The organism is Streptomyces sp. GD-15H (assembly GCF_045291515.1).
Lineage (GTDB): Bacteria > Actinomycetota > Actinomycetes > Streptomycetales > Streptomycetaceae > Streptomyces.
On record NZ_CP149447.1, the window covers coordinates 2,966,558 to 2,984,931 of the forward strand.

The 18,374-nt window shown below is 67.4% G+C and carries 23 protein-coding genes and 1 tRNA gene; 3 read left to right on the plus strand and 21 right to left on the minus strand.

The genetic code is table 11. The features are described from left to right. The first annotated feature begins 93 nt into the window (after nt 1–93). A tRNA-Arg gene (locus tag WJ438_RS13620) sits at nt 94–165 on the plus strand. 173 nt (nt 166–338) lie between these two features. On the opposite strand, the gene WJ438_RS13625 is transcribed toward WJ438_RS13620, so the two are convergent. From WJ438_RS13625 to WJ438_RS13685, 13 genes are all read right to left on the minus strand, one after another. Continuing rightward, nucleotides 339–752 (minus strand): DUF6083 domain-containing protein, encoded by a 414-nt coding sequence (locus WJ438_RS13625; RefSeq protein WP_406729676.1) that lies wholly within the window; start codon nt 750–752, stop codon nt 339–341. 170 nt (nt 753–922) lie between these two features. Next, nucleotides 923–2,296: a tyrosine-type recombinase/integrase gene (locus WJ438_RS13630; RefSeq protein WP_406725478.1), complete on the minus strand. Its 1,374-nt coding sequence runs from the start codon at nt 2,294–2,296 to the stop codon at nt 923–925. Continuing rightward, nucleotides 2,293–2,463, minus strand: coding sequence for an AlpA family transcriptional regulator (locus WJ438_RS13635; protein ID WP_067277791.1), 171 nt, complete (start codon nt 2,461–2,463; stop codon nt 2,293–2,295). Before WJ438_RS13635 ends, WJ438_RS13630 begins: the two co-directional genes overlap by 4 nt. Nucleotides 2,464–2,479: 16 nt before the next feature. Beyond that, on the minus strand, nt 2,480–3,838 hold the full coding sequence (repSA, locus tag WJ438_RS13640) for a replication initiator protein RepSA (protein ID WP_406725479.1): 1,359 nt from the start codon (nt 3,836–3,838) through the stop codon (nt 2,480–2,482). Continuing rightward, nucleotides 3,831–4,016 carry a hypothetical protein gene (locus WJ438_RS13645; protein WP_406725480.1) on the minus strand — a complete coding sequence of 62 codons (186 nt, stop codon included), beginning with the start codon at nt 4,014–4,016 and terminating at the stop codon, nt 3,831–3,833. Before WJ438_RS13645 ends, repSA begins: the two co-directional genes overlap by 8 nt. Before the next feature lie 85 nt (nt 4,017–4,101). Beyond that, on the minus strand, nt 4,102–4,653 hold the full coding sequence (locus tag WJ438_RS13650; RefSeq protein WP_406725481.1) for a GGDEF domain-containing protein: 552 nt from the start codon (nt 4,651–4,653) through the stop codon (nt 4,102–4,104). 88 nt (nt 4,654–4,741) lie between these two features. Further along, the gene (locus WJ438_RS13655; protein ID WP_406725482.1) at nt 4,742–5,056 is read right to left on the minus strand and encodes a SpdD-like protein; all 315 of its coding nucleotides are present in this window, start codon (nt 5,054–5,056) and stop codon (nt 4,742–4,744) included. A gap of 22 nt (nt 5,057–5,078) precedes the next feature. Next, the gene (locus WJ438_RS13660; protein WP_019527588.1) at nt 5,079–5,234 is read right to left on the minus strand and encodes a hypothetical protein; all 156 of its coding nucleotides are present in this window, start codon (nt 5,232–5,234) and stop codon (nt 5,079–5,081) included. 15 nt (nt 5,235–5,249) lie between these two features. Continuing rightward, nucleotides 5,250–5,441: a mobile element transfer protein gene (locus WJ438_RS13665; protein WP_406725483.1), complete on the minus strand. Its 192-nt coding sequence runs from the start codon at nt 5,439–5,441 to the stop codon at nt 5,250–5,252. After that, nucleotides 5,428–5,637: a hypothetical protein gene (locus tag WJ438_RS13670; RefSeq protein WP_406725484.1), complete on the minus strand. Its 210-nt coding sequence runs from the start codon at nt 5,635–5,637 to the stop codon at nt 5,428–5,430. The genes WJ438_RS13665 and WJ438_RS13670 overlap by 14 nt, the downstream gene beginning before the upstream one ends. Before the next feature lie 19 nt (nt 5,638–5,656). After that, complete coding sequence (locus WJ438_RS13675; RefSeq protein ID WP_406725485.1) at nt 5,657–6,346, minus strand: DUF2637 domain-containing protein; 690 nt, start codon at nt 6,344–6,346, stop codon at nt 5,657–5,659. An 84-nt stretch (nt 6,347–6,430) separates the two neighbouring features. Further along, complete coding sequence (locus WJ438_RS13680; protein WP_406725486.1) at nt 6,431–7,786, minus strand: FtsK/SpoIIIE domain-containing protein; 1,356 nt, start codon at nt 7,784–7,786, stop codon at nt 6,431–6,433. Between the two features lie 3 nt (nt 7,787–7,789). Next, a complete protein-coding gene (locus WJ438_RS13685) occupies nt 7,790–8,143 on the minus strand; it encodes a hypothetical protein (protein WP_406725487.1) in 354 nt (117 codons plus the stop codon). Nucleotides 8,144–8,568: 425 nt separating this feature from the next. On the opposite strand from WJ438_RS13685, the gene WJ438_RS13690 reads away from it, so the two are divergent. Further along, nucleotides 8,569–9,612: an XRE family transcriptional regulator gene (locus WJ438_RS13690; protein ID WP_406729677.1), complete on the plus strand. Its 1,044-nt coding sequence runs from the start codon at nt 8,569–8,571 to the stop codon at nt 9,610–9,612. Here the strand turns inward: WJ438_RS13690 and WJ438_RS13695 are convergent. After that, a complete protein-coding gene (locus tag WJ438_RS13695) occupies nt 9,596–10,390 on the minus strand; it encodes an NUDIX domain-containing protein (protein WP_406725488.1) in 795 nt (264 codons plus the stop codon). The genes WJ438_RS13690 and WJ438_RS13695 overlap by 17 nt on opposite strands. 618 nt (nt 10,391–11,008) lie before the next feature. Between WJ438_RS13695 and WJ438_RS13700 the strand changes: the two genes are divergently transcribed. Continuing rightward, a complete protein-coding gene (locus tag WJ438_RS13700; RefSeq protein WP_406725489.1) occupies nt 11,009–11,512 on the plus strand; it encodes a GNAT family N-acetyltransferase in 504 nt (167 codons plus the stop codon). A gap of 106 nt (nt 11,513–11,618) precedes the next feature. On the opposite strand, the gene WJ438_RS13705 is transcribed toward WJ438_RS13700, so the two are convergent. From WJ438_RS13705 to WJ438_RS13735, 7 genes are all read right to left on the minus strand, one after another. Continuing rightward, nucleotides 11,619–12,857 carry an IS701 family transposase gene (locus WJ438_RS13705; protein ID WP_406729678.1) on the minus strand — a complete coding sequence of 413 codons (1,239 nt, stop codon included), beginning with the start codon at nt 12,855–12,857 and terminating at the stop codon, nt 11,619–11,621. Nucleotides 12,858–13,013: 156 nt separating this feature from the next. Beyond that, a complete protein-coding gene (locus tag WJ438_RS13710; protein WP_406725490.1) occupies nt 13,014–14,030 on the minus strand; it encodes an ImmA/IrrE family metallo-endopeptidase in 1,017 nt (338 codons plus the stop codon). Beyond that, entirely contained in the window at nt 14,003–14,326 is a 324-nt protein-coding gene (locus tag WJ438_RS13715; protein WP_406725491.1) for a hypothetical protein, read from the minus strand. The genes WJ438_RS13710 and WJ438_RS13715 overlap by 28 nt, the downstream gene beginning before the upstream one ends. After that, nucleotides 14,319–14,549: a colicin E3/pyocin S6 family cytotoxin gene (locus tag WJ438_RS13720; RefSeq protein WP_406725492.1), complete on the minus strand. Its 231-nt coding sequence runs from the start codon at nt 14,547–14,549 to the stop codon at nt 14,319–14,321. The genes WJ438_RS13715 and WJ438_RS13720 overlap by 8 nt, the downstream gene beginning before the upstream one ends. A gap of 400 nt (nt 14,550–14,949) precedes the next feature. After that, nucleotides 14,950–15,168 (minus strand): hypothetical protein, encoded by a 219-nt coding sequence (locus WJ438_RS13725; protein ID WP_406725493.1) that lies wholly within the window; start codon nt 15,166–15,168, stop codon nt 14,950–14,952. Between the two features lie 262 nt (nt 15,169–15,430). Further along, nucleotides 15,431–16,486 (minus strand): reverse transcriptase family protein, encoded by a 1,056-nt coding sequence (locus WJ438_RS13730; protein ID WP_406729679.1) that lies wholly within the window; start codon nt 16,484–16,486, stop codon nt 15,431–15,433. 274 nt (nt 16,487–16,760) lie between these two features. Then, complete coding sequence (locus WJ438_RS13735) at nt 16,761–17,900, minus strand: hypothetical protein (RefSeq protein WP_406725494.1); 1,140 nt, start codon at nt 17,898–17,900, stop codon at nt 16,761–16,763. Between the last annotated feature and the right edge of the window lie 474 nt (nt 17,901–18,374).

Consider the following 18,374-nt stretch of genomic DNA (forward strand, 5'->3'; position numbering starts at 1 on the left):
GCGTCCTCTCCCGGCCCACGCAAAACGGGTTCCTGACCACCCCACCAGAACTGGTACTGTTCTACCCGTCGAGGCGATCACCGCAACCGACACGCCCCCGTAGCTCAGGGGATAGAGCAACGGCCTCCGGAGCCGTGTGCGCAGGTTCGAATCCTGCCGGGGGCACCCTGCATGAGGTGCCCAAAGACCCCGTCATCAGCGGAAATGCTGAGGCCGGGGTCTTCGCGTATGTGCAGCCGTATGCAGCGCTCAGCGACTCTATGACGCGGTCTGTGGACTATTCGTGGACAGGATCTTGAAGCGTTCGCCCAGGTCAGCCACCGCCTGAGAGGGGACCATCACCCGGCATCCGGCCATAGCTCCGGGGGCTCTGGCGGCTTCGGGGCCGCCTGCCGCTCAGCTCGCCGCGCGTTCTCGCCGCGCAGTGTCGTCAACCACCGCCAAAGGTCGGGCAGTGGCTGCGCCGAGCAGGCCAGCCGGTGCTCGATACGACACCGCTGGTATGGATCCGGCGGACATACCCCGTAGACGGTTACCCGACCGTCGGACAGCACGATCCATCGATGTTCCGCCGGCACTGTGTGGGCCAGCGGAGCCATGTCCGGCTCCAGCAATACCCAATCCTGATCAAGTGTCGCCACCCGATCCTGCAACAGCCCACAGTCCGGGCAGCGAGACTGCGCACCACCCAGCCGCCGCGGCTCCTCTTCTAAGGCCCCCATACTGTGAGAGTCGCTAGTCCGCCTGCCCATGCGTAGAGCGCGAACCAGACGGAACACCTGGGGCAGCCGTCCTCCAGCGAGACGAAACACGATGCGGCAGGTGCAACTAGCAACCCACGACCGACGGCACGCGGCCGGGATACGACGAAGCCCCCAGCCCGTATGACGTATGGGCTGGGGGCTAACGGCCTACGCGCGGATCACTCGTACTCGCGTAACAACTCTTCGATCTTGCGGTTGGCGATGTCCTGCCGTCCGTCGATGCACTTGGCGTAGCGGCTCAGCAAGACTTCCACGCTGTTGCCCGCACGTTCGGCGACCTCGGTCGAGTCCACCCCGGAGTTGAGCCAGGTCGACAGCGCCGAGTGCCGGAGGTCGTACGGTCGAGCCGCGAGCGGTGAGGAGACCACGGCCGGGGGAAGCGCCAGCGCACGGGCCTCCTGCCAGACGCGGTAGTACGTCGAGGAGCCGACCACTCCCCCACGCTCGTTGGTGAACAGTCGCCCGTCCTCAGCCGTGCCGAACGTGTCGAGGTGCTGCCGAAGGATGGTGACGAGCTGAGGCGGGATCGGTACGAGCCGGACCTCTTCCACCGGCCGGTTCTTGAGACCACGGTCGTCATGTGTCTCGCCGGAGTCCGTCCACTGCTTTCCGACGCTGGGGCGTGTCCGGTTCAGCAGCGCTGTCCCCCAGCCGGTCTCTGGCAGCTTCAGATCCGCTGCGGTAAGCCCGACAGCCTCAGCGGGACGAAGGGCCCCGTAGTACATGCAGGCGAACAGGCCGACGAGTCGACGACCGCGCGCCCGGCCATGTCCGCCGACGTACGAGACAGCGGCAAGCAGGGACCGAGCCTGCTCAGGGTTGGCCACCACTCGGGGATCGACTTCCCCAGCCACCTTCGGCTTCTCCCAGCGGATGCCAGCGATCGGATTCTCTTTGAACTCCCCAAGGTCAACCGCATAGTGCATCGCGTTGACGAGGGTGCGCCGCTTGCGGCGTACGGTTTCCGCGGCTGCCGCCGTTCCGTCAAGCTTCAGCTTGAGTGAGTCCAGGACGGCCCTACCGATCGCGGGATCGCCGAGATCTGACAGAGGGCGCGACGCCTTTGCCACCCAGTGCAGGGTATTTGCGATCTCGGTCGGCAATTCGCGATCATCCGGTACCGGAAGGACAAATGCCCAGTTACGCAGGGCCTTCCTGAGCAGGTCGTCGGACGGCCGCCCCGGACGATCATCGAGTAGGGCCATCGTCACTGCGGTTAACGACTCATTGATCCCGTCCCGCGTGTTCGGCGCAGCGTGCGGCCACTTCATGGCGAGGTACTTCAGAGCGAAGACGTACCAGGTCATCGAAGCTGCCTTCTCAAGCATCGAGTCGGGCAGCCCAGTCACCGTGTCGAACTCTTCGCCAGCGTGGATGGCACGGAGGAGCTTGGAACGGTAGTGGTCGGCAAGGCCCTTGGTGCGGAACTGCTCGGAGAACACGCTCCCGGCCACAGTCCATCGGACATCGTAGGACGGCTTCTTGGTGTTCCTCTTCCGGACGCCCCACACCTTGACGTCGAGAACCTTCACGCGGCCGCCTCCAGCTGCCGTAGCCAGGTCCGGAAGTCACTGCGCCAAACTCGCAGTTCTCCGTTGGGAAGCTTGAAAGCAGCCGGTCCCTGCCCCAATTCGCGCCACCGGTAGAACGTCCGCCGGGAGACTCCGCCGAGCTCAGCGAGGATCTGCGGAACGGTCATCAGCTCGTCTTTCACGTCAGGCTCCTTCCAAGGCGGCGAATGCTTCGCGGGCGGTTTCGCGGTTGAGCTGGAGGTCGCGGGCGATAGTGGCCGCGAGGGCGGACTCACCGGGGGTGTGGCCGTGGCCGGCGTACTGCCAGTCGGCCAGGACCAGGACGGTGTCCGGCTCGCGGTCCTCGAGGGCGGCGTGTTCCTGGGCGGCGCGGTAGTCCGCGCGAGCCTGGCGCAGTTCGCCGAGGGTGGTCGAGTAGCGGCGGGACTTGGAAGAGAAGTGACCGCGGAAGCCGAGCATGTGCGCCCAGGCCCACAGACGCCGGTCGGGATACAGCGGGTCGAGCCGCTTGCAGGCTTCGATCAGGCGGCGGGTGTGGTCGGGCACGCCGTGGCGGTCGAGTTCGGCGAGTTCGCCGATGCGGCGGTCCAGGGTGCCGGTGTTCTCGGCGGCCTTGGTGGCGTACTTGGCGACGTAGGAGGCGACGGCCTGTTCGGTGAGGTCGGAGCCGTCGCCGAACGCCTTGACCGGCCGGACGTCGAGCTGGGTGCCCCAGCGGAAGGTGCGGGCCGGTTGATCCTCGGCGGCCGGGACGGAGACCGAGGTGTAGGAGTGCGCGGCGGCGGCCCGGATCGCGTCGGCGAGGAGGCCGACGGTCGCCCAGGACGGCGGAGCGGTGTCCGGCCCGTCGGGTCCGTCGAGGCGGATCACGGCATGGAAGTGCACGGCGCCGCGTTTTTGGAACTCGGCGACCTTGCCGTACGACAGCCGGGCGGCCTCCTTCAGTTCCCGTTGGGTGAGGCCGGCGCGGGCGGCGATCTCGCGGCGGAGCCGGTTGGTGAAGCGCTGCCAGAGCTGCCCGGCGTGGTTGTTGAACAGCACGGCGCCCGCATAGTCGTACGTGGCCGGGTCGAGGGCGGTACCCAGGGCGGGGGCGTCCGGGGCGTGGCGGGTGCCGCAGCGACAGACGCCGCGGTCGGGCCGGTTGTGCACGCGGCCGAACGAGGGCGCGGTGAGGGTGGCGAAGACGCGCGGGTGGTTGCGGACGGTGGCGGGGATGTCCCGGCGGTCGTCCCCGGCCAGGCCCGCACGGATCAGGTGGTAGGTGTCGCCCGCATACGTCCAGGCGCAGGCCGGGCAGCGGGAGGCGCGGCGGTTGCCGCAGGCCACGCGGAGCCGCCCGCCCGGCTCGGTCTCGGTGGTGTAGTGGTGCAGGGTCTGGCCGGTGGTCTTGTCCTTATGGAGCACCCAGCCGGTCAGGTGGATGGGGTCGGCGCAGCCGTCGGTGCGGCGGATCTGCTCTTCCCAGCGGTGGTAGTCGGAGGCCGAGGCCACCCTCAGCAGGTCGCCGAGGGTGGTCGGGTCGAGCAGCGTCTCAGGCACCAGCGCCCTCCCGGACGCGGCGGGCGGAAACGGTGCCGACGCCGTGGCAGGCCGGGCAGTCGACGGTGATGATGCGCAGGTGGCCGCGCGGGTCACGGCCGCCCAGGGTGACGGCGGCGGAGGCGAAGCCGTCGCAGGCCGGGCAGATCCTCGGCGCGGGCGGGGTGTGCTGGGTCATGATGGTGGTTCCTTTCGATCGCGGTTGGAAGGAACGGCCCCGGGTGGCGGCGTGCTTGGCGGCTTGTGCGCCACCCGGCGGCCGGTCAGCGAGCGGCGCGCGAGCCCCGGCGGCTGCGGCCCTTGGCGGCGTACATGGCCGCGTCGGCGGCGGCGAGCGCATCGGTCAGGAGCGGCATCGGCAGCTCGGCGAGGCGGCAGACGCCGACCGAGGCGGCCAGCGGCAGCGACGCACCCTCGTAGGGCAATGGCCGGTGCAGGGCGGCGGTGAGCGCGTCGAGGTCGGCGGCGGCCAGGTCCCGGACGACGGCGACGAACTCGTCCCCGCCCAGGCGTCCGGCGGTGCCGTGGCGCCCGCACCAGGCCCGCAGCCGGTCGGCGGTCTCGATGAGGGCGGCGTCCCCGGCGGCGTGGCCATAGGTGTCGTTGAGGGTCTTGAAGTGGTCGAGGTCGACCAGGAGCACGGCCGCGGCCGGGTGGCGGCGGATGCAGTGTTCGGCGCGGGCGGTCCATCCGGCGCGGGTGTGCAGGCCGGTGAGCGGGTCGCGGCGGGCGGAGGCGAGCCGGTGGGTGAGGACGCTCCCGTGCACGGCCCAGCCGAGTAACGGCGCGAGGCTGGCGGCTGTGTGCAGGTCCATGGGTGTTCTCCCTTGCGATGGCGGTTGGCGGAGCGCGGTCCCGGGGGTGGCGGCGTGCTGGCGGCTTGTGCGCCGTACCTGGGACCGGTCAGCGGCGGTGCTGCGAGGCCAGCAGCGAGCGCAGGACGACCGCGCAGACGGCGAGCGAGGCGGCGGTGACGGCGACCGCGAGGAGCATGGAGACCAGGACGGTGCCGACGACCAGGACGACGGCGGTGCCGCCGCCGACCAGGGCGAGCGCGGTGCCCGGGGTGAGCTGGACCGTGGGCCGGGACGGCACCAGGGCGACGGGCGCCGGCGGCGGGGCCGGGGTGCCGGGGGTGATGGTGGTCGGCTCGACGACAGCGGGCGGGGTGACCAGGCCGGTGGGCTGGGGCATGGTCGGGAGCTTGGGCCGGAACATGAGCGGATCTCCTTATCGCGGGTTACTTGACGGCGGTGTCGATGACCGGGGCGAGAAGGCTGTCGGCGAGGAGGTAGCCGCCGAGCAGCAGCACCAGGACCAGCCACAGCGGCGGGCGGATGAGCTTGACGCCGAGGACTCCGACGACCAGCAGGGCGAACCAGAGCGGGACGTCCATGACAGTGACCTCCGGTCAGTTGATGCGGCAGCGGTGGGTGCGGGCGGCGAGCTGGGCGGCGGACCGGCTGGTGTAGTCGGCGGACCAGCCGCAGCCGTCCGAACCGCACACGGCGGCGTGCTTGGTCCGGCCGTGGCGGTCGCGGTGGGTGCCGATCTGCACCGGGCCGATCCGCATCACGGAGTGGAAGAAGTCACGGGCGGGCATGGCGAGTCGTCTCCTTTCGGGTCGGGGCCGGGTCGGGGAACGTGGCCCGGATACCGGCGGCGGTGGCCGGGTCGGAAGTGCGCTGGGCGGCTTCCTCGGCGAGCAGGTGGGCGAGGTAGGGCCGGTCGGCGGCGGTCATCTCGCGGGCGGCGTCGAAGTAGTCGGCGGCGGTCAGGTCGGCCGGGTCACTGGTCATGGCGTGTCTCCCGTCGGTGTCAGGTGAGTTGGGCGGCGATGGCGTCGGCCAGGTGCGGTGGGACGCCGAGCCGGGCGCGCAGGGTGTCGGTGTCGATCCGGGTGCCGGTGCGGGCGTGGTGGTCAGCGGCAACCTTGCGGGCGTGGTCGACCAGCGCGGCCGGGACCGGCACCGCCGGGGAAGCCGGGGACGGTTCAGCGGTGGGCAGGGCCGGGGGTTCCTCGGGCGCCGGAACCGCGACGGGGTCGGGCACCGGGTCCGGCTCAGCAGCGGCCGGTTCCGGATCCACCTCGGGCACAGGGTCGGAGTCCGGGGCGGAGGGCGCCGGCGCCTCCGGCTCCCGGCTGGTGGCGGAATGGGCGAGGAGGGTGCCGCCCATGAAGGCCAGGGCGGGCCAGGCGGCGACGAGGATGCGCAGCCAGGCCGGAACGTCGTCGAGGTCGAGGAGTCCGGCGGTGGCCACGTTGGCGCCGAGCGAGGCGACCAGGGCGATGACGAACCAGCACCAGGCCAGCCGGGACGGCCCATCGGTACGCAGCCGACGCCAGGCAGCGACCAGGAGCAGGTCCACGGAGACGGGGTAGGCCCAGGCTTTCCAGCCGTCCTGGCCAGCGGCCGCGGCGAGGTCGTGGAGGTGGGCGAAGGACAGGGCCCCGGCAATGACGGCCTGGACGAGCACGGCATCCACACGGAGGGCGGGGCGGGCCATCACGGCTCCTTCCTGTGAGCAGGCATGGCGGGGGTAGGGACTTGGCGCGAAGGGCGGTCGCGCCGACCGTGGGAGTGGGGTGGGTCAGGCGGTGGCGGGAGCCGTCTTGGACAGCGGCACACCGGCCGACGGCAGCGGGGCGAGCGCGGGCCGGAAGGGCGCGAGGGCGGGCAGGTCGGGGGTGCGGTCGGCGTACTTGCTGCAGAGGTTCACGGCCTGCCGCAGCGAGGTATGCGGGGCGCGGATGCGGTGCCAGCCGCCGGTGGAGTCCCCGGCGATGGCCAGCCCGCGTGTCTCGGCGGGGATCTGGATGGCGGCCAGCACGGCATCCGGGGCGATGTCGCCGAAGGCCATGTTCGCGCTGGTCTCGTCGTTGACGCGGTGGGCGGTGCGGCCGGTGAGCTGGGCGCGGAGCATGGTGATGCCCTTGCCGAGTTCGGAGCCGAAGCGCTGCCCGCAGATCTCCAGGTAGACGCCGGCCGCGCGGCCGAGCTGGGCCAGGCGGACCAGGGCGGTGATGATCCGGTCGCGGCGCTTCTCCTCCTCCTTGCTGGCGAACAGGGCGAGTTCGGCGACCTCGTCGACCAGGACCACCACCGGCACCGGCCGCAGGTCGGCGGGCAGGTCCCAGATGTCGGCGGCGATCTCGGCATCCGGCACCGCGACACTGATCCGCTGCTCGGCCCGGATGAGCTGGTATACCTCCCCCATGTGCGTGACGAGCGCTTCCAGCAGCTCCAGCGCGGTGTCCGGGTTGTCGGCCAGTGCGGAGAACCGGCGGGCCAGCGGGAACAGCTCCACCCCCTGCTTGCAGTCGATGCCGACCAGGGCGACGTTCTGCGGGGCGAGCCCGGCGACGAGGTTGCGCTGATAGACGGACTTGCCGGACTCCGTGGCGCCGAGGGTCAGGCCATGCGGGACGGCGCGGTAATCGCGGTAGTGCACCGAACCGTCCTCCCGCAGCGCGACCGGGACCCGCATCGGGCGGGCGTCGGTCTTCGCAGGCATCTGCACCCGCTTAAGCACGTCGTAGCCGGTCATCCGGACCTCGACCACGCCCGAGCGCAGCTCACGGGAGGTGACGCCGTACATGCCGAAGGAGTGGCGCAGCCGGTCCGTGGCGGCGGCGACGTCGAAGGCGTCCTGTCCGGGGCGGAGCTTGAGCCGCAGGGCCAGGCCGGTGCGGGTGGGCCTCAGCCGCAGGATGCGCGGCGCGCGGGACTCCGGCGCCGGACGGTTGGCCATCCGGGCCAGGGCCAGGCGCCAGCGCGAGGGCGGGACCGTCAGGCCGCAGGCGTCCATGACCGAGGCGTAGCGGACCAGGACCCGCAGGACGGCGAGGGTGACCCCGAAGGTCAGCCAGTACCAGGCGGGGCGCCGCCACCGCAGGAGACCCGCAGCGGCGACGACCACCAGCCCTAAGACCGTCGGCCACGTCATGGCTCAGGCCGCCTTCGAGGCCGAGTCGGTGGCAGCCAGCGAGGTGACCGCGACCGCGCGGAAGGCGATCCCGTGCCGCTTCTGGCCATTGAACTCGTTCTCCCACGCCGAGGCGACCAGGCCGGTCAGCGCGACCGGGGTGCCCATGGTCAGGTCCTCGGAGACGCCGGGCTGCGGGACGGTGAGCTTGAGGATCTCGACCTCGTCGGGCGTGGAGAACATGACCTCCACGACCATCAGGGTGACGCCGTCCTTGTCGGTGGCGATCTCACCGGTCCGGCGGTCCTTCACCTTGGGCTGCGGGGCCTTGGCGACCATCACGGTGGCGTTGGAGGTGTCGACGGGGATCTGACGCATGATGGAACTCCCTTTCGGAGGGGTGGGAGCGGCGTACTTGCTTGGCGGTGGGTCGCCGCTCCTGTGTGTTGTTGGAAGCCCGCAGCACGGCCGCAGGCTTTGCGCTCCCATCTGGTGCGCACCAGTAGATTGCATCTGGTGCGCACCAGATGTCAAGCGTTGTCACGGCCCGGGCGCTTCAACTCCCCTTGCAGCGACGCTTCTAGGGAAGCGCTCATGCCAACGCCCAGGTAGCCAACAGGGGTTAACAGGAGTCTGGTTAACCCCTGACGACCTGCATTGATGTGAGGCATGCTGCTGTTACGGCTCAACACCCATACGCAGGGCGGCACTAGGTGATGAACGGGCTCAAGTCAGCAAGAAACGCGCGTGAGTGGTCACAGGAGCGCCTAGTTCGAGAGATCGAACGCCATGCGCGCCAACACATGCTCACCGTGGCATCGACGGCGAGTCTGCGGGTGTACGTCTCGGAGTGGGAGAACGGCCGGCGCCCCATCTCCGCGCGGTACGCGAAGATCCTTCGTGTCCTGCTCGGTGTCACGGACGACGAGCTGACCGGCAAGCCGGAGGCGTCGCCTGCCGTCCCCGCGGCTGACGGTTACGACGAACTCATGAGCCGTATTGATGCGGCCCGCAGCGTCAGTCTGACGATGGTCGAGACGTTCATGGACCAAACGGAGCTACTCCGGACCATGGACCGGCAGCTGGGCGCCGCGAGTCTGGTCGACCAGATGACCGCGCACCTGTCGACCCTTGAGGACGCTCTCACGTTCGCCGTGCTTCCCGAGACTCGACGTCCGGTCGCCCGAGCGTTGGCCGGGGCGGCAACCCTGGCCGCCTGGCAGGCGCTCGACGTCGGCGCGGTTGAACGAGCCTGGCGGCACTACGAGCTGGGCAAGCGAGCAGCTCAGGAAGCCGAAGAACCGATGTACCTGGCCCACGCCACAGCAGAGCAGGCGTACGTACTTTGCGACGCCGGACGCCCATCCATGGCGATCGGGCTGGTACGGGACGCGCAGCGACTCGGCGGCAAGGCCATGTCCCCACGTCTCAGGGCCTGGCTGTACGCCGCCGAAGCCGAGATCTGTGCCCGGTCCGGGCTCCAGGACGAGTGCCGACGGGCGCTTGACAACGCAGTGCGGTGCCTACCACCAGGAGAGGAGGCCCGGGACCCGGACATGCTGAGCATCTTCCTGAACGCGGGGCACCTTGCCAGGTGGCGCGGTAACGCGCTGGCGCTGATAGGTGATGATGACGCGGTGAGCAATCTCTACTCCGCGCTGGAGACGGCCGACCCGACGTTCATACGGGCATCGGCCGGACTGCGCTGCGATCTCGCGCAGGCACACCTTGCCCGCGGCGAGTACGACCAGGCGCACGAGCATCTGCGGCAGGCCCGATTGGTGGCGAGCCGGACCGGGTCAGTGCGTCATCGACGGCGGATCGAGCAACTCATGCAGCGGTTGTAGGCGAAGCGCCGGCGCCCCGGGAGGCGAGCACATGCAGCAGGGCGACGAGGGTGCCCGAGCCCATGAGTTCGCCGCGTGCCATCAAGCCAGGAATGTCGGCGAGGGGTACCCAAGCGATGTGCCCGGCTTCCTCGAGGTCGGTCGGTTCGCCGATCAGCTTCGCGCCCTGGCCCACGTAGATCTCGTGCGGTGAGTCGACCATGCCGACCATGGGCTGATAGGTGACCACATGCTCCAGGGAGTTGGGCCGCCAGCCGGTCTCTTCCTCGAACTCACGCATGGCCGTCTGCAGGGGATCTTCTCCCTCGTCGACGATCCCCCCGGGGAGCTCCCAGCCGAAGGACTGCGGGACGAAGCGGTAGCGCCACATCATCAGGACGCGGTCCTGGTCGTCGATGACGGCGGCGATGGCCACGTGGTGCAGGCGTACGACGTGATGTTCAAAGCGCTTCACGCCGGGCGGCTCGACGTCGACGAGGGCGAGCTTCACCCAACGGTTGTCGTACAGCGTCCGCTCACCATGGATCTGCCAGGGCTCGACATCTGTCGGCGCCTCGGTCGTCACGGACCGATCAGGGACACGGTAGGAACTTCGGCCGTGCACCTCGACGACGCGCTCAGCCACGAGCTTGGCCAACACCTGACGCAGTGCCGTACGGCCGATGCTCAACTCTTCTGACAGGGTCCGCTCGGACGGGAGCCTGGAACCTGGCGAGTACTTGCCCGTCGCGATCCACTCGCGAATCGTGCGGTACACCCGCTCCGACTTGGGTCCCATCCGCTGAGCACACTCCCGTTGCCTAGTTGTCTTGGTCGGCCCAAGCGTAGCCACCTACTCACGTGAGGAGGTAGTCCCGATGGAGACGACCAACAGCCAGGAGCGCGGTAAGAGTTTCTCTACTTCATCAAGCCCCGGCTGCGCTCCGCTCCGCCGGGCGCGCTTCCCGGCTCCGCTCCGGGCGCCGCTCCTGCCTTCGGCCCGCTCCGCCCGCGCTGCGCCGACGCGCGCCCACATGTGGATAGAGCCGAAGGCCATGAGTCGATCACCGCATAGAACGGGGCGCGGTCAAAGACGATGCCTCCGGCGGGGGATCGGCCGGCACCGGGATGGAGGGGGCGCCGTTGCCGACCGCGGGCGCGTTGGGGCGTGCGCGGGGTGCTTCCATCCCGTCCACCGCCGACCCAGGCAGAGCCGAGCAGACGCGGCCCCTGGCGTCCAGGTCGTTCGTACAGTGGCGCGCTCCACCTGGACGCCAGGAACCACGCCCGCTCCACGGTGCGTGGGTCGACGGCGGACGGGATGGAAGCGGGGGTGAATGGTGGTTAGTGTCCGTGCGTATCTGCGACTTAGTACTCCAGCCGTAGATCGTGATGATCCGTGGGGCAAAGTGGGGGCATGACTACGTACGGGACGATGCCGTTCCACCTTGAGACCGAGCGGCTGATACTGCGGCCGTGGGCCGAGTCGGACGCCGCTGAGTTCTGCGCCCTCCTCTCCGAACGCGGCAACGGGACCCCCACGGTTGAGCACACCCGGACGGCCATCGCGGAGCTGCTCACCGCGACGGCGACTACGGGGATCGCCCTGTTGCCCATCCAGCGCCGTGACGAAGGCGACTTCATCGGTTACTGCGGGCTGATCATCGGCCGCTCCACCCTGGAGGAGCCTGAAATCGCCTATGAGCTGTTCCAGCGCGCGCATGGGCGTGGCTACGCCACCGAGGCGGCCAGCGCGGTGCTCGATGCCGCTGTCGCGACCGGGCGGAAACGGCTCTGGTCGACCGTCGGCACGTGGAACACACCGTCGCTCCGTGTCCTTGAGAAGCTCGGGTTCGAGCGGGACCACGTTTCCACGGAAGACAACGGTGAAGTGGTCTGGCTCACACGCTCGTTGCCGTGACGCGGGAGCACGCTCCAGGGGCTTCATGCTCACATGCTCAAGTGCGCTCCGGCGGAGCGCCAGGCATGCCGAGATCGGTCAGTACTCCAGGTGTAGATCGTGATCTTCATGGCTGGGCTGCGGCTTGTCGACGGTAATGGCTGGCCTGTGATCGTGCCTGGTGGCGGCGTCGCCAGGCGGACCAGCTGAGCCGGTGGGCCGGGCCGTGATCGGGTCGGACAGCGACCGTGATGAACAGGCGCTGGACCTCGTTGCAGGTCAACGGGATCAGGCCATCCGGTGTGGGTCGGTGCGCGTATTCGTCGGCGCGGACGACGGCGAGGAAGGCATGGGCCAGCATGGCGAGGGTGACCCAGCGGGCCCAGGAGGGGTAGCGGCGGACCTGATGCTCATCCAGCCCGGCCAGCCCCTTCTCGCTTTGAAAGGTCTCCTCCACCCGCCATCTGGAACCTGCGACCCGCACCAGCTCGGTCAGTGGCACCGGCTGGAGTGAGAAACAGCGGTAGTAGGCGAGTTCACCGGTGGTGCGGTTGCGGCGGATCAGGAGCTGGTGGCGGCCCGGTGCCGCCTCGGCGAGGTCGATGACGGCCCAGTCGTAGAACCGCTGTCCCTTCGCGCCGGGCCCGGCTGAGAGCTTCTGCCAGGCTCGCCTCGGCACCTTCTTCACCAGGGCGTCAGTGCGGAACGTGCCCGCGTCGGTAGGCACTTCGGCCGAGCAGGCCACCGCGAGGACATAGCCGATGCCGCGTTCCTCCAACGCTGCACGCAGTTTCGGATTGCCGCCGTAGACCTCGTCCCCGGTGACCCAGCCCACGTGGTGTCCGGCGGCCAGGAACCGTTCGATCATCACCCGGGCCAGTTCCGGCTTGGTCGCAAAGACGGTGTTCTCACCGAGCCCGGCCGCCCGGCAGCGGTCCGGATCACCTGTCCAGGAGCGCGGGAGGTACAGCTCCCGGTCCACCACCGCGTGCCCCCGCTCGCCCGCGTAGACGAGGTAGACCGCAACCTGGGAGTTCTCGATCCTGCCCGCGGTGCCGGTGTACTGGCGCTGGACACCGACGGTGTGGGTGCCCTTCTTCACATCGCCGGTCTCGTCGACGACCAGCACCGCGGCCTCGTCGCGGAGGTGCTCGACGACGTATTCGCGCACGTCATCACGGACGGCATCGGCATCCCAGACGGCCCGGCACAGCAGATGCTGCATGCCGTGCGGGCCGGCCTCCCCGGCCCACTCCGCGATCGTCCAGCAGTTCTTCCGCGGCAGGTCCGACAGCAGGCCGAGCACCAGCCGCCCGGCCCGGCGCCGGGGCTCAACCCGTTTGAACCGGCCCGCGATCCGCCCCATCAGGCCCTCGAACGCCTCCCGCCACCGGGCGGGATCTATGCTGTGACCCGCGGCCACCGTCTCTTCGTAAGTCCACACAACTCACGATGATCAACGGTGGCCGCACCTGACTCCGCACCGGCCCGACCAGCAGGATCACGATCTACAGCTGGAGTATTAGGAACTCGACTTTCCTTCTCTCCGGTCTACGATTCCACCCGCCCGTTTCCGAAGATAAAGGATGAATTCTGGATGGTCGAGAACTGCCCGCAGATCGCTGCGTCCATCTATACGGGCATGCACGGCCGTGACAATGCTCTCCTCTTTCCATTGCAGACCCGTATTGCGTGTCACCGCCCCAACGAGGCCATTGATGGAGTAGACCCGCGCCGGAGCGGAGTCGCCGAATGTATCCGAACAGCAAGCCAACAGAATCTCATGAGCAGTCCGCCCGTCCTGCCCATCCACTTCGAGAGCCCGAGGCACCTCGACGGGAGGAAACATCGAAGCCCATTTGATTATCCGTCCTTTTAGTTCGAACTCATGGACCTCGTATGCGCCGGCTAGATAACTAGTGATATCACTTGGAGTTAGCGGTGGGTAACCAGGCCAAGAAGTGCCGTCGCTAACGGCGAATCGATCTCCGACGAAGAATGCATGCCCTGGCAGCATGTGCCGACGCAACGCAAGGAGCCCGGCCAGGGCCGACACGTTTGCGATGGATAGGGCGGCAAGAACATCCCGCATCTCATCACGAGAGAAGTGAGTTCTGCCCGCCACCAGGGGCGATACCCATCGGTCAGGCACTAGCAGCCTAGATGCGAACTCGTTTGCTTCCCGCTCTTGTGCCCATCCTGCATTCTGCGGGAAAGCGCCATCCTCATCTGTCGATACCAGGTCTGTTGTGCAGTTGACGGTACCCACATGCCAGGCCAGTTCAATGTGCCCCAGTTCGTGCGCGAGAGTAAAACGTTCTCGCAGCGACGCGCCTCCACGACGCACAAAAACACGTGGCGGATCATGGGTCAACGAGGTGACTGCATCGCAACCGTGAGGCCAGTCGACATACTCGACGGTCGCTCGGTCAGATATCAACTGCCTGATATCGACAGGCGGCACCAGATCGAGTTTTTCTACCAGACCTTTTGCCCGCTGAGCAGCTGCAGCTAGAGCCGCCCGGTTTCCTGCAACCAAGAAAGGACACTTTCAGCCTCGTTTGAAGAATCGGCGCGCGCGGCAAGAGCGAACCTTTGGCTCACATTGCGCTCCAGTTCTTCACTGACCGGTACTCCGTGACGATGAGCTGCAACGATATATCGAAGGGACTCCGGCTTCTCAACCCAGAGGCGATACTCATCCCAGGTGAGGCCAAGGTACTCGTGCAGCGACAGATCACTGTCACTGTCGTGCCAGGCATCGACGTAGGCGTCGATGTCGGCGACACCTGCGCGCCCGGAGAGGGCGTCTTGCAGGAAGCGGCTGCTAGACATCGATCCTCCGTCCCTTCACCGGTGGTTTGATGAGCTGGCTAGTGATGGGATCGGCAACGCCGAGGTGCCGTCCTTGCTTGTCAAACACTTCGACCTCACCCCCATGCTCGCCGTCCCAAGTGAAGATGCGCTTCCCGTCTTGGGAGTACCAGCGCTTTTCACCTTTGAAGTCTGATCTTAGTGACCGCAGGAAACAACCCTGCGGCAAGGGTACCCAAGGCATCGTCAGACAGGCTAGCCATCGTGCATCGCACGCGCTGGCGAATAGGCCGATCTGGTGCAAAACCTGCTGCCTGCTGCCTCACCGTCACCGCGGATCCGAGCCACTCCCGTGCCAGAACCTAGGGGGCCGCAGGGAGTGAGGGACGACGACGGAGAACACTCTTGCTGCACTGCGAGCCGTGAAGGTCCCAACGGCGGCCACCTAACCTTGCTCCTAGGTGGTTGGCCAGCCGGCGAAGCCGGTGGCGGTACAGCAGCGAAGTACAGCATCCACAGCGACCGGCCCCGGCCGGTGGCGGCGTCGAGACGCCGTAGCGCGACCGGTATGACCCTCACCGACCGGTCCACATAGAGCTACGGATCAGAAAGTGATGGCCTCGCCGTGTATCGCGCCGAGGCCATCACGTCTCCGGACCCCAGCGCTCTGGCCCGACTCCGCGCCAGTCGCTCCACGGCACCTCCGCGACCTCCGCCGGGTCGATCTCCAGTCCGGCACGGCGAAGGAACTCAGCGACATCGACCACGTTATGGGCTAGGCCGAGGATCTCGCCATCCACACGTACGCGCTGGCCACCCGCCGGCGACGGCGAATGCGCGATCACACGTATCGGGCCGAACATGCCTTCACAATCATCCGGGGTGTACGATCCCGCACTCCGGCCCGTCATTCAGACGCCGACGGAGCCCGGTACGGCCAGGGCGCTCGGCAAACTGCCGACAGGTAGCGCTCCACCCCTACTGCGCTTGTGTCCTGTCGCACCGAAGCATGAGCGAATCTCATTGAAGGTTGATGAATCGCAGTTCGTCTCGTCGAGATCGTCGCAGCACCCCCACTCATGCGGGGTGCAGATGGCCTGCACGATAGGGGAGGCCGACTTCTGCTCACCAGAGGCGGCGTTCCTGGGCCGTAAGACCCGCAGCATTCATCAGGTGCTCCCACTGGGCAGCCAGTGGCTTCGACCACGCAGGGTCCACACCATGCCCGTACGCAAGCAGCCCGTCGATGTGGTTGACGAACCCTTGCAGGGAGCTGTAGCCGGCGTGCTCGACGTGGGCCCCAAGCCCGAACTTGGCGACACCGCGGACGTGATCTTCGAGTCCCCTTCTCGTGTGCCGCGGCAGTCGGAGTCTCTCGCCATCCACGAGGAGGCCCAAGACGATTTTGCGGGCACCTGGCGGCACAACGCGAGTCTTCTTTCTATGTAGCCGGAACCGGGCGGCGGACACCGTTGCCGAGATCTCGGCGACGCAGCGTGTGAGCGTGGAGCGGTCGAGGTTCCTCGGAGTAGAGAAGGTCATATCGTCCGCATAGCGTGTGTACGTCATGCGGTACCGGTCGGCGACGGATGAGAGAGCCTCGTCCAGGGGGCGGGCGGCCAGATTGGCAAGGGCGCCACTCGCGGGGCCTCCCTGTGGGAGGTAGCCCAGAACCGGCGCTCTGTAGGTGGGGATGGCCTGGTACGCACTCCTGAAGTGTGGCCAGGTGATTCCGCCCGGAAGGCGGGTACAGACGCGGGCGATTTCGAAGGAGACGAGGCTGTTGTAGCCGACCGCCCGAAGGATCGATTGAACTGCACGCTCGTTGACGGAGTGGAAGAAGTCATGCAGATCGAACTTCAGCAACCACGAGGCACCAAGGTGAAGCTGCGCGCACTGCACGGCAGAGCGTCCCTGCTGGTAGGCGTAGCTCGCCCTGTGCGTCGGTATCTGGCTGAATACGTTGCCCAGGAGCCAGCGTTGTACGTCCATCAAGACGGGCGCTGGAGAAGCGATTGTGCGAGATTTGCCGGACTCACGCTTGGGGCGGGAGAACTCGGTGTATGGGTCCTGTCGCCGTTGGACGATCTTTCGTAGGTAGAGGTAAGGCGCGCCTGTCTGGTGGGCCAGGTGCCCCAGCGTCAGTACAGGTGTGAGTCCTTGACTTCGGACTCGTTGCATCTGAACCAAAGCCTCGTCGATGACTGAGGAAGTGATGCCATTCCTACGGCCGAGGCTCCGGTAGTGTGCGGGAGAGTTGATGGTGGCCTACCTTCGGTGTATCCCGCCCCGGCGGGCTGGTGCGAGTCGCGCGCCAGACCCCCGTAGGAGCACGTGCGCCTCGCACCATCCAGGCGTTCGACAGCTTGTCCACAGCATGCGGCTCACGACCGCAGCCTGACCTACAAATGCAGATCGTTGACTCGACGATGACCTCGCCGATTGCGCTAGGCCGTTACCAACTCTCCCGCAAGGTGCCAGGGTAGTAAGGCTCCTGACTGCCCCGCAAGCGGCTTATGACGACCCGGGGCTTCGCTTTGGCTGCCCGCAGCTCCTTCCATCCTGCGTCGGTAAGCCGCGTTTGAGAGTCCACCAAACCCAGCCTCTGAGCCTGGAGGACGAGGTTTCTGGCCATTGGAACGGAGACCGAAACATCGGTCGCCAGTTGTTCGGGGTGCCTATGGCCCTTCGCGATGTGGCCAAGGACCTCAACAAGGTCCCTGATGCCGCCGCGATAGCGTACGTGTAGCTTGCCCAATCCTGTCAGCTGGACTCGTTCCATGCCACGCAACCCGAGTTCCGCCTTGCGCTCTGGCCGGTATCCGACGAGGTCACGCATGAGCCCCGGCGGCGCAGTGCGGTGCTCGAAGAACGGTGCCCACTTCCCATCGGGACGCCGAGTCCGGCCCCTGGTTTGGCGCAGGATGGATGGCAGATTGTTCGGCACAGTGTGCTCGAACACGAGTAGCCCCTCGCTGCCCGACCAGCCTGCACCGTCTTCGGACCGCCGTGCGTAGTCTTCGCACAACTTCCTGATCCTCCTGAGCTCGTCCGTATGCCACTGAGCCGAAGGAAGGTCCATCCCGCGGTGCAGCACCGACACCTCGTCGTACAGCCCACTGGCACGGATGCGCCGCAGTCCGGTGGTTGTTGCGGCGAAGAGGACCAGGTGCAGCCGGACCAACTCCAGGGAGCGCCAGCTGCGGATCGTCGCATTCCGCAGCCAGGCCCGCGCGTACCCCAGAGACTCCTTGCCGGAGCCGGCGTAGTCGGAAACGAAAACTAGGCTCCGTGCACGACGCGCCCGAAGAAGATCAATCGTCATGGCGTTGCGCGTCACGACGGAAGTGTCCAGGCTTCGCTGCACATCGCGGATGATGTTCTGGACGATCAACTCGCTACCGCCGCCATCGACACCAGAAACCTGTGGTGACACTTCGTTGATGAACATCGTCTCCGTCGGCTCGCAGGAGCGGACGCCATACAGTGCCGCCGGCTTCCCCATGCTGGCTTCACCAGCTAGGACTGACCCCAGATGTTCCAGCAGCCCCTGCCTGAACGTTGTCTCCGACACGATATGCAGGTTGTCGAGCAACTGCTTAGCCGTCTCAGTGTCCCTGGGGCCGAAATTGGTCAGCCACTCGATCCCCTGATGGGTTTCGCTTGGCCTCGCTGGCTCCCTCACGGCACGCATGTGCACCGCGCCCCCTTGTACCGGATTCTGTATCTGAGCTGGCGTACCCCACCGTAGCGACCTGCCAAGCCTGTGTGGGCGTAGTTCTGGACGCAACCTCTCTCTAGAGCCTACGGCTCAGAAGCTCGCTGACATCAACGACACCGGACAGGGACGTACACCAGCGTCTCTGTCCGACCGCCACACCAGTCGTCGGCACCAGTTGGAACGGGTTCGGATCGAACTCCTAATGCGGTGCTCATGCATGAGCGCCCTCCCGGGCCGTCCTCGGGCCGTGGAAGGGCGCTCAACGATGACCAACGCCGACAACTGCCGACAGCTCAGCAGCAGGTCAGAACGTTGATCGATAAGACGGCCGCAGGTCACGGCCGCCGG

Bases quoted from the DNA above. Each gene is read 5' to 3' on its own strand.
- WJ438_RS13625 (WP_406729676.1), bottom strand. From the start codon at position 752: ATGGGCAGGCGGACTAGCGACTCTCACAGTATGGGGGCCTTAGAAGAG.
- WJ438_RS13635 (WP_067277791.1), bottom strand. From the start codon at position 2,463: ATGACCGTTCCGCAGATCCTCGCTGAGCTCGGCGGAGTCTCCCGGCGG.
- WJ438_RS13645 (WP_406725480.1), bottom strand. From the start codon at position 4,016: ATGACCCAGCACACCCCGCCCGCGCCGAGGATCTGCCCGGCCTGCGAC.
- WJ438_RS13650 (WP_406725481.1), bottom strand. From the start codon at position 4,653: ATGGACCTGCACACAGCCGCCAGCCTCGCGCCGTTACTCGGCTGGGCC.
- WJ438_RS13655 (WP_406725482.1), bottom strand. From the start codon at position 5,056: ATGTTCCGGCCCAAGCTCCCGACCATGCCCCAGCCCACCGGCCTGGTC.
- WJ438_RS13660 (WP_019527588.1), bottom strand. From the start codon at position 5,234: ATGGACGTCCCGCTCTGGTTCGCCCTGCTGGTCGTCGGAGTCCTCGGC.
- WJ438_RS13665 (WP_406725483.1), bottom strand. From the start codon at position 5,441: ATGCCCGCCCGTGACTTCTTCCACTCCGTGATGCGGATCGGCCCGGTG.
- WJ438_RS13670 (WP_406725484.1), bottom strand. From the start codon at position 5,637: ATGACCAGTGACCCGGCCGACCTGACCGCCGCCGACTACTTCGACGCC.
- WJ438_RS13675 (WP_406725485.1), bottom strand. From the start codon at position 6,346: ATGGCCCGCCCCGCCCTCCGTGTGGATGCCGTGCTCGTCCAGGCCGTC.
- WJ438_RS13680 (WP_406725486.1), bottom strand. From the start codon at position 7,786: ATGACGTGGCCGACGGTCTTAGGGCTGGTGGTCGTCGCCGCTGCGGGT.
- WJ438_RS13685 (WP_406725487.1), bottom strand. From the start codon at position 8,143: ATGCGTCAGATCCCCGTCGACACCTCCAACGCCACCGTGATGGTCGCC.
- WJ438_RS13690 (WP_406729677.1), top strand. From the start codon at position 8,569: ATGCTCACCGTGGCATCGACGGCGAGTCTGCGGGTGTACGTCTCGGAG.
- WJ438_RS13695 (WP_406725488.1), bottom strand. From the start codon at position 10,390: ATGGGACCCAAGTCGGAGCGGGTGTACCGCACGATTCGCGAGTGGATC.
- WJ438_RS13700 (WP_406725489.1), top strand. From the start codon at position 11,009: ATGACTACGTACGGGACGATGCCGTTCCACCTTGAGACCGAGCGGCTG.
- WJ438_RS13705 (WP_406729678.1), bottom strand. From the start codon at position 12,857: ATGGGGCGGATCGCGGGCCGGTTCAAACGGGTTGAGCCCCGGCGCCGG.
- WJ438_RS13715 (WP_406725491.1), bottom strand. From the start codon at position 14,326: ATGTCTAGCAGCCGCTTCCTGCAAGACGCCCTCTCCGGGCGCGCAGGT.
- WJ438_RS13720 (WP_406725492.1), bottom strand. From the start codon at position 14,549: ATGCCTTGGGTACCCTTGCCGCAGGGTTGTTTCCTGCGGTCACTAAGA.
- WJ438_RS13725 (WP_406725493.1), bottom strand. From the start codon at position 15,168: ATGTTCGGCCCGATACGTGTGATCGCGCATTCGCCGTCGCCGGCGGGT.
- WJ438_RS13730 (WP_406729679.1), bottom strand. From the start codon at position 16,486: ATGCAACGAGTCCGAAGTCAAGGACTCACACCTGTACTGACGCTGGGG.